Origin of the sequence: Bacillus proteolyticus (assembly GCF_001884065.1) — a bacterium.
Lineage (GTDB): Bacteria > Bacillota > Bacilli > Bacillales > Bacillaceae_G > Bacillus_A > Bacillus_A proteolyticus.
Genome location: NZ_MACH01000041.1, coordinates 1 through 14,375, shown reverse-complemented (window position 1 = coordinate 14,375; position 14,375 = coordinate 1). Strand labels below are relative to the sequence as shown.

The window sequence follows — 14,375 nt, the reverse complement described above, 5'->3', positions numbered from 1 at the left end:
TCTAGTCTTAAGCAACAATTCCAAATAGTTGATGGATGAACTTCACTTGATTTTGGACAGACTTGTCCAGTAAAATAAGTTGCCCTTTTTTACCATATGCATAGCTTCTATTCCAGAAATAATGGATGTAGCTGTGCGAAAAGATTTCAATCCTAACATCGTACGAACTCGCTTTTTAATAAATCGATGATCTTGTTCCACTTGAATAAATTTCGCTTTTCCATACTGATCACGCACCTTTTTTAGAGTAATAGTATCAGTATGTCCAAGATTTAGAGATTAATTGCAATTATCTTGAAGTTTTTGCACCAGAACCATGTAAACAGACTACCTTTTGTTAGATAGCCTGTTTACATTTCTTTGTCTTACCCCTTAGAACCTTTACAGTGACTTACTTAGGTTTTACCACGTCTATCTTGTTTCCGTCAGCATCCATCATAACTAAGGAATCCGATGTGAAATACATAACATCATAGTCTACAGATTCTTTCATTTGACTAGGGTCTACCTTCTTACCGTCTTGTACAAACTCTTCTATTGTCATATTAACTTGTTTCTTTTCTACACTATAAGACCATTTACCTTGCATATGAGTATTCTCATAAGGTGTGTTGTTTACATCATCGTATATAACGTATGTACCATCTTCCTTAAAGTCTAATCCTTTCGTAAACTTACCACCTTTTGAACTACCCCACTCACCTAGTAACTCTTTACCGTCTTTAGGCATGGATTCATTTTTGCTCTTTTCAAGGTTTGTTTTCATTGTCTTTGTATACTCGTCTCTCATTGTTGTGTAACCTTTATCCATGCAGTCTTTACCTTTTAATGCTAACTTTTTTGCTTCTTCTGTCGCATCTTTCGTAATAGAACCACTCTTTGCACGTTTTAATGTGTCTGAAAAGGTTTTATTATAATAGTCTACTCCTTTTAAAATCGTCTTATGCGCTTCTTCTAACTCTTTAGGTGGCTCAACTTTATCAAAATCAGCAATCGTTTTCTGTATTTCACCTATTTCTTCTTCTAACTTTTTGTTTAATTCATGTATGTCATTACTTCTATCTTTCGTCTGATATGCTGTTTGCCCCATTTCAGCAATCTTTGTATTTAATTCATTCTCTAAAGCAAACATACGTGACATATAGTCTACTTTTGGTAATTTTTCCTTCTCTTCTTCTTTTACTTCTACTTTATCTTTTGCTTTCGTTTCTGCTTTATCTGTAGCACAACCACCCAATAACATAATTGGAAGTGCTAACGTAATGAGTCTCTTTGCTTTCATACTATATACCCCTTTTTATTATTGTGGTACTACTTTACTATATATCTCACCTATTCTCTCAGTTGTTTCTTCCCATAAGTTACCTGCTTCTGTTACAGTCTCTAAAGCTTTATTTGAATTTTTAGGGTCTGGATTTTTTATATAGTCTATTCGTTGTTGAAAACCAGTACTGTACATCTGCATAGCCTTATCAACGTCTTTATGTACTTCTGCAAATTCTTTAGGTACTTGTAACTCTCTAGCTTGTACTGACAAGTCTATTATTTCTTCTGCTAGTTTTATATACTTATGTTTGTTATGGAATGGAAGGTCTTCCCCTTGGAGTAGCTTATCCATTTCTGTTACTTTATCTCCCATCTCCATATCTATGTCTGTAAGAGAATCAATGTAATCTTCTACTGCATAATCTCCTACATCCACAGGTTTCACTTTATCCACCTTACTTTCTTGTAGTGGTTTGCTTTCTGACTTGATGTTTACTTTATCAGCGGAACAACCACCAAACAATAGTAAGAGTGGAAGAGTAACACCTATTAGTTTCTTACTCTTCATTTCTCCTACCCCTTTTTGATTATTTACGTCTTTCTCCTGTTATTGTATTGCCTTTATCGTCTGTCATTTTTAGAGAACCTGCTCGTAAGAACTCAAGTTTATATTCTACAAATGCATTTGTATTCTTTGCATCTATCTTCTTACCGTCTTTTACAAACTCAGTAGGTAACAATGTAACTTGTTTCTTGTCTGCATCGAATATCCATGTTCCTGTCATATGGTTGTCTTCATAAGAAGTTTTACCTGTATCATCATAAGCGGTAAATGAGTTATCTTCACGGAAGTCTAAACCCTTATGGAACTCAGAACCTCTGTAACTACCCCATTCACCTAGTAACTCTTTACCGTCTGATGATACTTGTACACTAGAGTCCTCGGAATTAGAGTCAGATTTAGAAGTTGAAGGCTTATCGAATTGTACACCTGTTTTCTTACCAAGTTCGTTTGCTTGGTCTAATTGAGCGTCTTGAATTGGAGCATATCCTGTTTGCCAGTACTCGTTACCTTCTTTAATTAATTCCATTGACTTTTTAGTTTTGTCTCTGTCTTCATCTGTAACTTTACCTTTGCCGTTTATAATTTCAACTTGCAATGCATAGGCTTTACTATAACAGTCTACAGCTTTTAAGATTTCCTTATGTGAGTCTACAAACTCTTTTGGTGGTTCTATCTGTTTAAACTTAGCAATGATTTTCTGTAGTTCAGATTCTTCTTTTATTATCTCTTTCTTTAAAACCTTTTCCTCTTTGTCTTTATCCATTGCTATCTCAGTTATAACCGTTATTTGATTCACTAACTCAGAAGAGAGTTTTGTCATACGTAAAGGATACTTCTCTTTTGACAACTTTTCCTTCGTCTCTGATTTAGCTTCTACTTTTTCTTTCGGTTTGGCTTCTGTTTTATCTGTACCACAACCTACTAACAACATGAACGGTACTGCTAACGCTACAAGTTTCTTTGCTTTCATACATCATACCCCTATTTGAATGAATTTTGATTATTAGTTTGTTTTACTTGCAATACTCTTTGTTGCTTCTTCGAATAGCTTTGCACCTTGATTTGATTTTATAATTGATTCTTTCAGTTTACTTTCACTCTCTTCCTCTACTGCTTCTGAAAGGAGTTGGAATGCATCATAATATAAGTCCATTGATTCTTTTATCTTGTCATGCTCTGCTTTCAGTTCAGTTGGTGGTTCAAGATACTTTATTTTTCTTACATATGCTTGTGACCCACCTGTTACAAGTTGTATTTCACTCTTCTTTAAGCTTACTGATTTAATGTCTGATTTTGCTGAGTCTTCAATCAATCGTAGTGTTTCGTCTATTTTATTTGCATTGTCTAAAATATCTTGCTTGTATTTGTCAACTTCTGAACCAGTTACCTTACTAGAAGAGTTGGAAGAACTAGTAGAGTTAGAAGTACTTGACTTACTTGTCTCCTTATCTTCACCTTTCGCTACTGATAAGCTATCCTCTTTCTTGCTATCAGTTGACTTACTCTCTTTTTCAGAAGTCTTACTCTCTTTTTCTATCTTTTGCGTTTCTTCTTTCTTTGGTTCAGCTTTCTTACCATCAGTTTCAATTGTAATACAACCACTCAATAACATAACTGGTAACGCTAAACTTACTAATTTCTTTGCTTTCATGATTCCTAATACCCCTTTTTTTATAAAATTTAGTGCAAACAAGTTAATATACTTAACTAAGAAATTTTCCTCGAATAATTTCTTAGAAACTACTACCCATAGATTACCTGTATATTCATAATCTTTCCATATATCATTTTACAAAGAATTACAAATATGGTCAAAGGTATTTATGTAGTCTTTAAAGGGAAATTTATTAGATGAAAAGAAAAGTTTTATTTTTAAACCTTTTCTAATACGATCAATTGTTCATTTTCTAACGAACAAATTACAAACGAAGGTTGAGTCGTGAACGTCGATTCATCGTTATTACAACAAAACAAAGGTGAAGAGGCGGATCAATAATGAAGAAAATTAACCTACTTATTGCCGGGGTGCTAACTTTAGGGTTAGTCGCTTGCGGTACAGAAGAAACAGAAGTCAAAACAAAAAAAGAAACGAAGAAAGCAGAAGAACAACAATGCCAAGAACGAGCAAGATACAATAAAATAATAGTTGAATGGGAGTCCAATACATATTATTAAAATTAAAGTGGTTCAAGTCGGAGGAAGACACCTTATGGTGCCTTTTCTTTATTTTCAAAAGGACCTGCTCAAATAATGCTTAAAAACATAAAGTAAAATGAATCCGTTAAAATACATGTGTGACCTTGAATATCCCCTCCTACTCAAAGGAGAGATTAACATGGGATTTGGTGGTAGTTGCGGCTTTGCTTTATTAGGAGCCACTATACATGCCCATCAACTTAAGAAATTTTAACGAATTTACCGAAAGAATTCTCCTTCCTCAAGCGTGTGAAGGGCGATAGCCCAACGGTAGGTGGGAGATGAATTTCGGTTTGGCATAGCCAAAAACTTTTGATAAACTAGCTATATGAAGTTCTTTGATAACTTGATATATGAGGTTGCAGGAAGAAAATAGAGTGCGAAAACCAAGCCATTCGGTTCCTGCGTAAAATATCAACCGTACCAAAAGAGCATCCAAGCGTTGGACATCTAGGGGTGGAACACCCCGAAGTAACGCTCAGGGAGATGAAAGGTTACTTTCGTCGTGGAACTGAGAAGCTCCCACTTCAAGCTTAGCTAAGTGGCGGGTAGTTCACTACCCCCAAGTACCAAAAATCTGTTTCTTTAAAATAAAGTTTTATCAATCATGTGCTAACAACCTTGAAAAAAATGAATATTTTGGAGTATATGTTGTTGAGTATTAGCACCCTTTACCTGAGTAAAGAGAATGTTATTCATGTATGTAATTTATAACTTCTCGAATGTAACTTTCTAAAGGCTGTTTAGTATCTACAACTAAACACTTATATTCAGGAGGTTTTTTACTATTCTTGATAGTATATTTAAAAGATTCTTCAGACTGTATCTCTTTAATTTGGCTTAGCATTCTATCACGGTTTTTTAATCTGAAATTTATTTCATTACTATCATCTAGGTAACATTCAATATATTTATATTTAACATTATATTTTTTTGATAAATCTGTTCCTTTTTCAACCATTTCTTCATACAAGCAAGGACTATCAAATATTACAGCCTGTCCCTCAGATAAGTGAAATTCAATTAAAGACCAATCAATATTGTATGAAATCTTACCAGCAAGCTTTACATCAATTGGAGCTTCCTCAATAGAAAGTAATAAAGCGGTTTTTACAATATCGTGGTCAATAATAACTGCTCCTGTTCTCTTAGCGATTTTTCGAGCAAGTGTTGACTTACCAGAGCCAGGGAAACCTGACATTTGAACAAAAAACATATAAAACACCCTCTCATGTATTCTCTTTTAACTATCCTTCACCCGTCAGTTTATCTGAGTGAAAATTCCGAATTTTTATTATAGGATTTTAACCAAACCTTATTACAAACAATCAATTTTTATTATACATTAACAAACTTTATTCAAAAGCCTAAAAAACGTTATTCTTTCTAAACAAGCTAGATTAGAAAGGATAACGTTTATAGGCATTTGAGGGTATTAAAATCTCTTGAGTTAATGGGCATGTGGTGACCCCTTATTCCAGAGATGCTAACGAGTTTATTGAACAAGAAAAAAGGACTACCCCAGCGTCCCATTTTCACCAAAGACCCATTTACTTTAAACTATTGCACCCCTTGTATATCAACTATGATTTAACTTTCAAGTCTTTTTTTAAATAATAATGCTCAAAGTCTCTTCCTACATTATCTATACTGCCAAACACTTGATAACCATTCTTTTTATAAAAATCTAACGCTTGAAAACTTAAGGTATCTACCTTTATGAAATCGCATTTTTTATCTAAAGCAATTTTCTCTAGCTCTAATAATAATTTAGTCCCATACCCAGAGTGTCGAATGTCCTCATCTAATATAACAGTATAAATCTCCAGCCAATTCCAACATACCGCACTTAGTATTCCACCACGAACCTTGCCCTTTTCATCCTTAAGGAATAAATTAATTTCTTCATATCTACCTCCCAAATCTTTTGGGAAATGCTTTAAATTGAACCTGTAAAGTTCATCGTCAATATATTGTTTATCGTTTTTATTTAATTCTTTACTAATATGTAGTGTCATTCAAAATCCCCCTCGTTCTCTCATCACTTAATACTCCATAACCCTCGTGGAAATCCTTTCTTTTCTTCGGCTAACCTGCACCCTTAACTCACATAAAGATTGCCAGAAATGAACAGAATAAATTTTCGTTATGGTGGCACTTCAAAATGTTAGCTTATTAGCCATGGGATGGTACTCAAAATAACAACCAGAAAAAAACTCTATACAGAGGCCTTTTTTCCTGGTATTTTTTTTGTAAATTGATATAAAGCGATTGCTCCTAAAATAACAAGTATTCCTTCAGGAACATCTAATAATACTGTTTTCCATGTTTCTGAAATTAATAATTCATTACCTGTAGAGGCTTTATAATATCCTTCTATATAGCCAATAGTAAACTGAATTACAGATAAAGAGACAAATAACCACAAACCAAGTCGAATTCCTTTTTTATTTTTAAACATATAACACCTCTTTAAATTAAGTAAACATAATATTAAAATTATTATATTAAATATCCATTTTTCTGTCAATTGTATTTGTAACTTGTCTAATTAGCGTACATCCCATCATTATCAAGCTAAAAAGAACGGGTTACTTCAAAACAATAAAAACGAGCATAATGCACAAAATTCCGCTCTGGGAGTAGTTGTATTTTCTTAGCTTGATGGCGGTGTGACGCTCCCCCATAATGAATATATTGTTTGATTGTTAGTATTTTCTATAGGAAATGAATCCAATCGAATGTTGTTTACGTACAATCATGACAAGAAAAAGAGCATCCTTAATATGTAAGGACGCTCTCTCTTTTATTTAAGAACAGAAGGCGAAGTCTTTTCTAACCATAAAATGCCATCATATTGTTCGATAGGAATCATGATTTCTTCTCGCTTTTTGTCCCCCCAGTAACTTGCTGCAGTTGGGGTAAACATCCATGACGTTTCTGGTCGATTACTTTCTCCTTTTAAGTTTACAAAGACATTTGGACTTCCAACGGTGCTTATTATTTTTTCTACACTTTGTTCTTCATGTTCGGTATGTACAGGAACAATTTCGTCAATTTCAGAGTTCCAGCTGCTCCCACTATACGCAAACAGTCCAATTGTGTACATTTGATTTTTAATACGCTGCGGAAGATAATCCATCATATTAGGGCCTACCAAATTGTATTGCTGCCACTTCGTATAGTCTAATATCATTTTCGAATTTTGTTTCCGAATATGATAATTATGTCCCCATACAATAATTTTTTTGTTTTTATATTGCATTTCAGTGAGCCATGCTAGGTTTTGAGCCATTTTTTGATCTCGGATATAATCAGCGTAGTCTCTAACATTAGTAGAGAAGATGCCACCTCTAAATTTCATATAAGCATCTAGATGTGTTTTAATCGCATCAATCCGTATATTGATTGATTTCTCAAGGAAATTCACATCATATGTAGGGTGAGGTGCAACTTGAGTCAATTCAGCTTTATGATTCTGAATAAAAGTTCCCACATTTTCAAACTTGTTGATAACAGGTTGTATTTCTATTTTATATTGATCATAGGGATATGTACCTTCATAACCATTGTAATACTTATCCAGTTTAATCAACTCTGTTACTGCTGCATCAAATTCAGATGCCACTTCAGGACTTAGTTTTTGCAACCAGTCTTTCGCATACGAGTGGAATGAAGATCTATAAAACAAATTCATATCAAAACCAGCTAATGTTAGTGGCTTTCCTTTTTCTTTTTGTTCTTTCATATAGGTAAACAATTGTTCAACTTCCTCTGTTTGCCATACACCGTATAAAGATTGTTTCATCGCTTCAGTAGCGGTTAGGTTATCAAAATTTTGTTGAACCGTACTTGCTTCTGCAAATCCTGATTCAAATGCAATCACATCATATCCCATTTCCTCATGTAAGTACTTGATCATACGTATTTTGGATTGATTCATTTCCTTCGCACCATGCGTACTTTCGCCAAGTACAACAATACGCTTGTCCTGTACGGCCTCTTTTAGAAATGATAAATCTTCTGTTGTTTGGGAATTTGGTTCATTTAATATTTTTGCATGTCCGTTTAACCATTCCTCCCATTTGGGTTGATCGACTGGTTTTTCCGCTGCAAATGCTACAGATGTGAAGGTAGTACAGGCAAGAAGCGTACTCATTAGCCCGATTTTCCATTTATTACGCACAACAACGCCTCCAAGAATCATATTTTTAGAGATTGAATAGAATCTGTGACAAAAATTTACTGATATACCATCATTTATAATAATACATATACGAACCCTAAACAATATTAATATTCTAAAAATTAAAAATCTACTTCGTACATAATGAAGAAACCTTCTATATGGGGTCACCATACATCACCATCGAGCTAAGAAAAGCAAATACCCCAAGTACCATAAAACGGTATTCTTTCTAAACAAGCTAGATTAGAAAGAATACCGTTTTTTATGAATCTTTCGATTCAAAATAAACTACAATTATTTGCTGAAGAATTACATAAACATTTTACTCCTTCATTTTTATAAAATCTTGTTAGAACAACATATTATAGCTAGACATATTCACCTATGGTTTGATGCATAAGTGAATAACCAACAACAAATACATTTACACATTGCAAAAGTTATTTATGTCATAAAGTAAAATGAAAACGACTATTGGGTTCAAGAATCATCCTGGGAGTAAATACTATAATTTGAGTTTGGTAAGTGTATTTTAGAAATTTCAATTCCTTTAAAATCTATGAAAGACTTTTGTAACATTTATGAAAGTAATTTGAAAGATATTTATAATAAGATGAATATATCAAAGGTAATTTAACTTTATTTCACAGTAAAAGTATAAGCAATGTACAGTATAATTTCATTTTTGTAATCTTATAGAAACACTGAAAGAATAGGAGATATATCATGAATCGTATAAAAAAAATAATTCCCGCAGCATTTGTATTAAGTACAGCTTTATTTGTAGCACCAGGATTTTCTTCAGCGGATACTAATACCACAAACGTAGGAAGTGCCCCAGTAGTAATTAGTGCTCAAGAAGGAAAAGCACCTATGACGGCAGCTCAGGTTGCTAAAAATGGTACGCAACTTCCTTACATTCCTACAGGTCCTTATGAAGAATTCCCTAATGAATGGCATGTGTCTACAGAAGATGGAAAGTTAATTGATTATGTATATGTAGATGTTGTTGCTAAAAGTAATGGAGCAAGAGTTTATGGATTGAAAATAGATGCTAATTCTAAACATAAGATTTTAAAAGCTGATGGTACTTGGCTTAATGTTGGAGAAGAATATGAAAAAAAAGGTAACAAAGGAGACGTATTATATACAATAGCAATTCCTAAAACTGATCCAATTTTAGAAGATACTAAATTGAAAAAAGAAGTAAATTGGAAATTAATTGATTCAAATATAGTAGATAAAAATTCAGGTTATCATTGGAGCAAGGCAGTTACAAGTGGTATTTCGCATAATGTAACTGTAGGATTATCTTATACAATTGGGATGGAAGTAGGTCTTGAGGGGGTTGCAAAAGTAAATCAATCATTAACTGCAAGTTTTGGTTATGGTATTACTTTAAATTCAGAAAATACAGTTACAAAAACATTTGACTTTAATCCAAAGACTGATTATGCATATGATCAATATAGAACTGCATTATATCAACAGGTAGCAACATATTCAGTTATTCCAGGGGGAAAATTACAAAAATGGATGTCTGAACAAAATGGTGTTTGGGATAATCTTTTTGGTCAACTTGGTGAGGAATTTAAGGGTCTTACAAGTCCGACAGAATATAAAGTGAAAACCTCCGTTGACTATCCAGTAGATGTTTTAGTTGCACTTACTTCAAAATAATGTGAAAGCTAGCAAAATGCTAGCTTTTTTTTATTTCATCCATATAGGGTCACCATACATGCCTTAACTAAAGAGATTTTAATACCTTCAAATACAAGAAAACGTTATCCTTTCTAATAATCTTGTTTAGAAAGAATAACGTTTTTTTATACTTGGGCATAGTGAATATTTTTAACTTGATAGGCATGGGGTCCCGCCAAGGAAAAAAGGTCTTTGCGTGTGGTTTGTTTCCACACACTTAAATCTGTTGATTATATTTAAATGCTCCTGTAAAATTATACTAGTTTCCATTGATGCAAACGCTTTCGCAAAAAGGAATGTTTGTTTATAATCTACAATTAATCTTTATTTTATGGGAGGCAGGTGTAGTAGGGTGAAGGAATTTATTTAATTGCTATCATACTTTAGCTGTATAACGGCTAATATTTGTAAAAGGGGAAGTAGGGGATTTATAAATGATTGAAGTAAAGAATGTTACGAAAAGCTATAAGATTTTAGAGCGAAAGCCAGGTTTAATGGGTGCAATAAAAGCTTTAATAAAACGGAAATATTATGATAAGCAGGCAGTGCAACCGATTGCTTTTTCTGTTAAAAAAGGAGAAATGGTTGGATATATCGGATTCAACGGTGCTGGAAAGTCAACCACTATTAAGATGCTGTGTGGAATTTTAACTCCAGACACTGGTGAAATTAAGGTAAATGGAATTATTCCATACAAAAATAGGCAGGAAAATGCTAAAAATATTGGAGCTGTTTTTGGACAACGGACACAACTTGCTTGGGATATACCGGTGCGGGAGTCTTTCGAACTATTAAAACATGTTTATGAGATTCCAGAAACAAAATATCAGGAAATGTTGCATTTATTTGAAGATGTACTGGATCTCGGAACTTTAATGCCATTACCTGTTCGTCAGCTATCACTCGGACAAAAAATGCGTTGTGAGTTGGCTGCTGCTTTTCTTCATCAACCTTCTGTTGTATTCCTAGATGAACCTACAATTGGTTTAGATATTGATGTAAAGGAAAAAATACGTAGTTTTATTAAGGAAATGAATAAGAAATTGGACGCAACAGTTGTATTAACTACTCATGATATGCAGGACATAGAAGAGCTTTGCCAGCGAATTATTATTATTGATAAAGGATCTATTATTTATGATGGGAACTTACAAGATCTAAAAGATCGTTTTTCTTATAACCGCATCCTATCTTTAGAATTAGAAGAGCACACAATGTTTGAGATTCCTGTATCATTACAAAATTACATAGTGGTACAGAAGAATGAAGCAGAAAATGAATCTCGCGTAGAGTTAAGTTTTCACACAAAGACAGTTTCATCGGAATTTGTGCTTTCCGAACTTGCAAGGCACAATAAAATATCAGATTTGACGATTTCAAACCCTAAATTAGAGACAATTATTAAAGATCTTTATCAGCATGGAGGTGAGGAATCCCTTGAGGAAATATTGGGAAATGCTTAAAGTGCAGATAAAGCTAGATACCTCATATGCAGCGTGGTATTGGGCGGGTACATTTGCAATTATCATTAAATTATGTACGTTGTATTATTTTTGGACTGCTGTATACGAGAATAAAGAGACTGTTGGAGCACTTTCACTATCTAATATGCTAACTTATATGGTTATAGCTTTGTTATTGGAACAATACGTATCTGGAGTAGGAACCAATTTAGCGAGAATGATTAAACAAGGTGATATAGCATTGGAACTTATGAAGCCATATCATTTGTTAGATAAACTTGTAGCGATGGATATAGGGCAAAAAATTTCTAATTCTATGCGTACAACGTTCCCTATGCTACTGTTTGCCGTCTGGTTTGTAGGAATTCAACTACCACAATCAATAGAGTCTTTTCTATTATTTACGGTAAGTGTAGTTTTAGGGATTTTAATTGGAACTCAACTAGATCTTATTATTGGTATATTAGCTTTTTGGACTGTTAATATCTGGGGACTTCGACTTCTACGAGAGTCTGTTCTTCAATTTTGTTCCGGAGCACTTGTCCCATTATCGCTTTATCCACAATGGTTTCAAGAAATTAGTATGTTTTTGCCTTTTCAGTCTATGGTCTATATACCTGTTTCTATTTATACAGGTTCTATTTCAGGTACCCAGGCTTATACGGCAATTGTGACACAATTCATATGGTTAATCTTTATTACAGTACTTGTTAGATTTTTATGGACTTTAGCAATCCGAAAAATCACAATATTTGGGGGGTGATTGAATTGTTGCAAACTCTTAAACGATACTCATTCTTATACATTGTCTATTTTAAGCAACACTTAAAAGTTATGATGGAATATAAAGTAGACTTTTTAATAGGAATTTCTTCAGTCTTCATTCAACAATTTGCCGCTATCTTTTTTTTAAAAGTGGTATTTGATCATATTGAGACTTTGAAAGGGTGGAACTTTTATCAAATTCTCTTAATCTACGGTATTGCGTTTGCAGGAAGGGCAATCCATCACATTTTCTTTGATAATTTATGGACGATTGGATGGCAATATATTCGGACAGGAAATTTAGATCGTTTGCTAATCCGTCCTATTAACCCGCTGTTCCAAATTATAGCAGAGCGTGTTCAACAAGATGGAATAGGGCAACTAATAATAGGGGGAATGGTTCTTTATTATTCCATTAGTAATCTAGATATTGCAATTTCATTGGGAAATGTACTAATACTCATCATAATGATTATTTCAAGTGGTCTTATCTTTGTTGCATTAAATTTATTTTTTATAACATTTTCTTTTTGGATGACAGATAGTCTCCCTGTTGTATCAGCAGTATTCAATTTAAGTGATTTTTCGCGGTATCCGATTACAATTTATAATAAAGTTATCGCATTTATCTTAACGTTTATTATTCCTTACAGTTTCACATCCTTTTATCCAGCTGCCTTTTTCTTCGATAAGGGGTATAAATGGGTATCTTTGTGTACACCACTCGTTGCTATCATACTATGTTTCATTTCTTATCGTTTCTGGAAATATGGATTAAGTGCATTCACTAGTACAGGAAGTTAATCTTAAGGATTGTATGTAAGAAAGTCGGTTGGAAAAACAATTCGTTATATTTCTAATTAACATCGAGAGTTAATTCAGAAGGAGGTAAGCAATTGGAACTGAAAGGAACCAGTTGTATTATTTACGTATCAAACTGTAAGTCGGCATATGATTTGAGATAAATGTTGTTTGGGCTAGTAGTGATAAATTTTCACATAAGGAGTCTAGTTATGGAGAAACATATATTAGAAGATTATTGTTGAAATCAGCCTGGAGCAATTACATGTTATAAAAATTAAAAGGAGCAGTACCACATGCCCAACAACTTAAGAAAAATAAACGCCCCCAAAATGAAAAAAATGAGCTGACTCCTCAGAGTAACTACCTGTAGAGAATGAAAATTTTCGTTTAGGGGTTACTTCAAAACCTTAGCTTGATGGCGATGGGGTCACCATATCATTTTAAGAAAATTGTACGTTTGGACACAATTTGGACGCATTTCAGCCGGTTCCCTGTACGTTAAGGAACCGGCTACTTACTTTACTACCTTTTTATGATTATGAAATTAAAAAAGATAGAGTAGAAATCAGGTATGAAATAAATGTAAGTAACACAAGGAAGAATATAAGCATGGTATTGGAAACACATCGTTCTATTCTTTTTTTCATTTGAACTTACTTTATTTTTTAAATTTGGTAGGGTCAATTTGAAGTTGTGCTTTCCAAGATCCAGATACTTTTCCAATTCTGTTTATGTTTACATCTAACGTGAGCGGTTGTTTGAAAGAATCTTTTCCTTTAGGACCTTCGATAAATGTGATGACACCTTCTGGTCTATCCTTAAAACGAATACCAATTTCCTTTAATTCTGCACCTGATGCTTTTAGTTCGAATGGTCCATCACTTGCTCCTTGAATTTCCCCTCCTACTCAAAGGAGAGATTAATATGGGATTTGGTGGTAGTTGCGGCTGCGGCTTTTCTGGAGGATTTGCTTTATTAGTTGTATTATTTATTTTATTAATCATAGTTGGAGCTGCTTGCTTCTGCTAAAAAAACTATCGGAAAAGACACTCTTATATGGGTGTCTTTTCTTTAATTAATTCACATTAAATTACTTAAATTTTATAAGTAGATGTAGTAAAATATAAATTGGGTGGGAACCCAGATATATTTGTGCTGTAAGAAAAGTCTTATGTAGATTAAGTAGAGAGAGGCACTTCAAGAGGAGTGTCTTTTCTTTATGCGTTAATAAGCCCTCCTATTTCCGTAGGTGGGCTATATCTTTATTACACAATAACAAAGTATACTCTCTTTTTCTCATAAACTACATGTAATTATACATATTTGTTAAAATTACACTAAATAAATATTACATGTAGTAAAATATAAATTGTGGACACGTTCTATAAAGCAGATTCTCCGATTAAAAGGCGTAACATATCTCAAC

At 33.4% G+C, this 14,375-nt stretch carries 14 protein-coding genes and 2 pseudogenes; 6 read left to right on the top strand and 10 right to left on the bottom strand.

What is annotated here, in order from left to right; all coding sequences use genetic code 11:
• Positions 1–7: 7 nt before the first annotated feature.
• The 5 genes and pseudogenes from BAQ49_RS04315 to BAQ49_RS04295 form a co-directional block, all read right to left on the bottom strand.
• Positions 8–201 (bottom strand): annotated as a pseudogene (locus BAQ49_RS04315) (DDE-type integrase/transposase/recombinase); the annotation flags it as partial.
• 190 nt (positions 202–391) lie between these two features.
• The gene (locus BAQ49_RS04310) at positions 392–1,282 is read right to left on the bottom strand and encodes a DUF3994 domain-containing protein (protein WP_071744318.1); all 891 of its coding nucleotides are present in this window, start codon (positions 1,280–1,282) and stop codon (positions 392–394) included.
• Positions 1,283–1,300: 18 nt separating this feature from the next.
• Positions 1,301–1,834, bottom strand: a complete 534-nt coding sequence (locus BAQ49_RS04305) for a hypothetical protein (protein ID WP_071744317.1) — start codon at positions 1,832–1,834, stop codon at positions 1,301–1,303.
• Positions 1,835–1,853: 19 nt separating this feature from the next.
• Complete coding sequence (locus tag BAQ49_RS04300) at positions 1,854–2,801, bottom strand: DUF7018 domain-containing (lipo)protein (RefSeq protein WP_071744316.1); 948 nt, start codon at positions 2,799–2,801, stop codon at positions 1,854–1,856.
• A 33-nt stretch (positions 2,802–2,834) separates the two neighbouring features.
• Entirely contained in the window at positions 2,835–3,482 is a 648-nt protein-coding gene (locus BAQ49_RS04295; protein WP_071744315.1) for a hypothetical protein, read from the bottom strand.
• A 344-nt stretch (positions 3,483–3,826) separates the two neighbouring features.
• Here BAQ49_RS04295 and BAQ49_RS04290 point away from each other — a divergent pair, with 344 nt between their 5' ends.
• Positions 3,827–4,006, top strand: coding sequence for a hypothetical protein (locus BAQ49_RS04290; protein ID WP_071744314.1), 180 nt, complete (start codon positions 3,827–3,829; stop codon positions 4,004–4,006).
• A 712-nt stretch (positions 4,007–4,718) separates the two neighbouring features.
• On the opposite strand, the gene BAQ49_RS04280 is transcribed toward BAQ49_RS04290, so the two are convergent.
• The 4 genes from BAQ49_RS04280 to BAQ49_RS04265 form a co-directional block, all read right to left on the bottom strand.
• Positions 4,719–5,243 (bottom strand): P-loop nucleotide/nucleoside kinase family protein, encoded by a 525-nt coding sequence (locus tag BAQ49_RS04280; RefSeq protein WP_071744313.1) that lies wholly within the window; start codon positions 5,241–5,243, stop codon positions 4,719–4,721.
• A gap of 367 nt (positions 5,244–5,610) precedes the next feature.
• Positions 5,611–6,045: a GNAT family N-acetyltransferase gene (locus tag BAQ49_RS04275; protein WP_025149298.1), complete on the bottom strand. Its 435-nt coding sequence runs from the start codon at positions 6,043–6,045 to the stop codon at positions 5,611–5,613.
• Positions 6,046–6,245: 200 nt separating this feature from the next.
• Positions 6,246–6,488, bottom strand: coding sequence for a DUF3937 family protein (locus BAQ49_RS04270; protein WP_025149299.1), 243 nt, complete (start codon positions 6,486–6,488; stop codon positions 6,246–6,248).
• Between the two features lie 345 nt (positions 6,489–6,833).
• Entirely contained in the window at positions 6,834–8,213 is a 1,380-nt protein-coding gene (locus BAQ49_RS04265; RefSeq protein ID WP_071744312.1) for an erythromycin esterase family protein, read from the bottom strand.
• 729 nt (positions 8,214–8,942) lie between these two features.
• On the opposite strand from BAQ49_RS04265, the gene BAQ49_RS04255 reads away from it, so the two are divergent.
• The 4 genes from BAQ49_RS04255 to BAQ49_RS04240 all read left to right on the top strand — a co-directional run bounded on the left by BAQ49_RS04255 (position 8,943) and on the right by BAQ49_RS04240 (position 12,949).
• Positions 8,943–9,896, top strand: coding sequence for a hypothetical protein (locus BAQ49_RS04255; protein ID WP_071744311.1), 954 nt, complete (start codon positions 8,943–8,945; stop codon positions 9,894–9,896).
• A 455-nt stretch (positions 9,897–10,351) separates the two neighbouring features.
• Positions 10,352–11,380: an ABC transporter ATP-binding protein gene (locus tag BAQ49_RS04250; protein WP_071744310.1), complete on the top strand. Its 1,029-nt coding sequence runs from the start codon at positions 10,352–10,354 to the stop codon at positions 11,378–11,380.
• A complete protein-coding gene (locus BAQ49_RS04245) occupies positions 11,355–12,143 on the top strand; it encodes an ABC transporter permease (RefSeq protein ID WP_071744309.1) in 789 nt (262 codons plus the stop codon). The genes BAQ49_RS04250 and BAQ49_RS04245 overlap by 26 nt, the downstream gene beginning before the upstream one ends.
• A gap of 5 nt (positions 12,144–12,148) precedes the next feature.
• Positions 12,149–12,949, top strand: a complete 801-nt coding sequence (locus BAQ49_RS04240; RefSeq protein ID WP_000942196.1) for an ABC transporter permease — start codon at positions 12,149–12,151, stop codon at positions 12,947–12,949.
• Between the two features lie 658 nt (positions 12,950–13,607).
• Here the strand turns inward: BAQ49_RS04240 and BAQ49_RS33420 are convergent.
• A pseudogene (locus BAQ49_RS33420) lies at positions 13,608–13,844 on the bottom strand (DUF4179 domain-containing protein); the annotation flags it as partial.
• A 29-nt stretch (positions 13,845–13,873) separates the two neighbouring features.
• Here BAQ49_RS33420 and BAQ49_RS04230 point away from each other — a divergent pair.
• Complete coding sequence (locus BAQ49_RS04230; RefSeq protein ID WP_081806744.1) at positions 13,874–13,978, top strand: YjcZ family sporulation protein; 105 nt, start codon at positions 13,874–13,876, stop codon at positions 13,976–13,978.
• Positions 13,979–14,375: the final 397 nt, after the last annotated feature.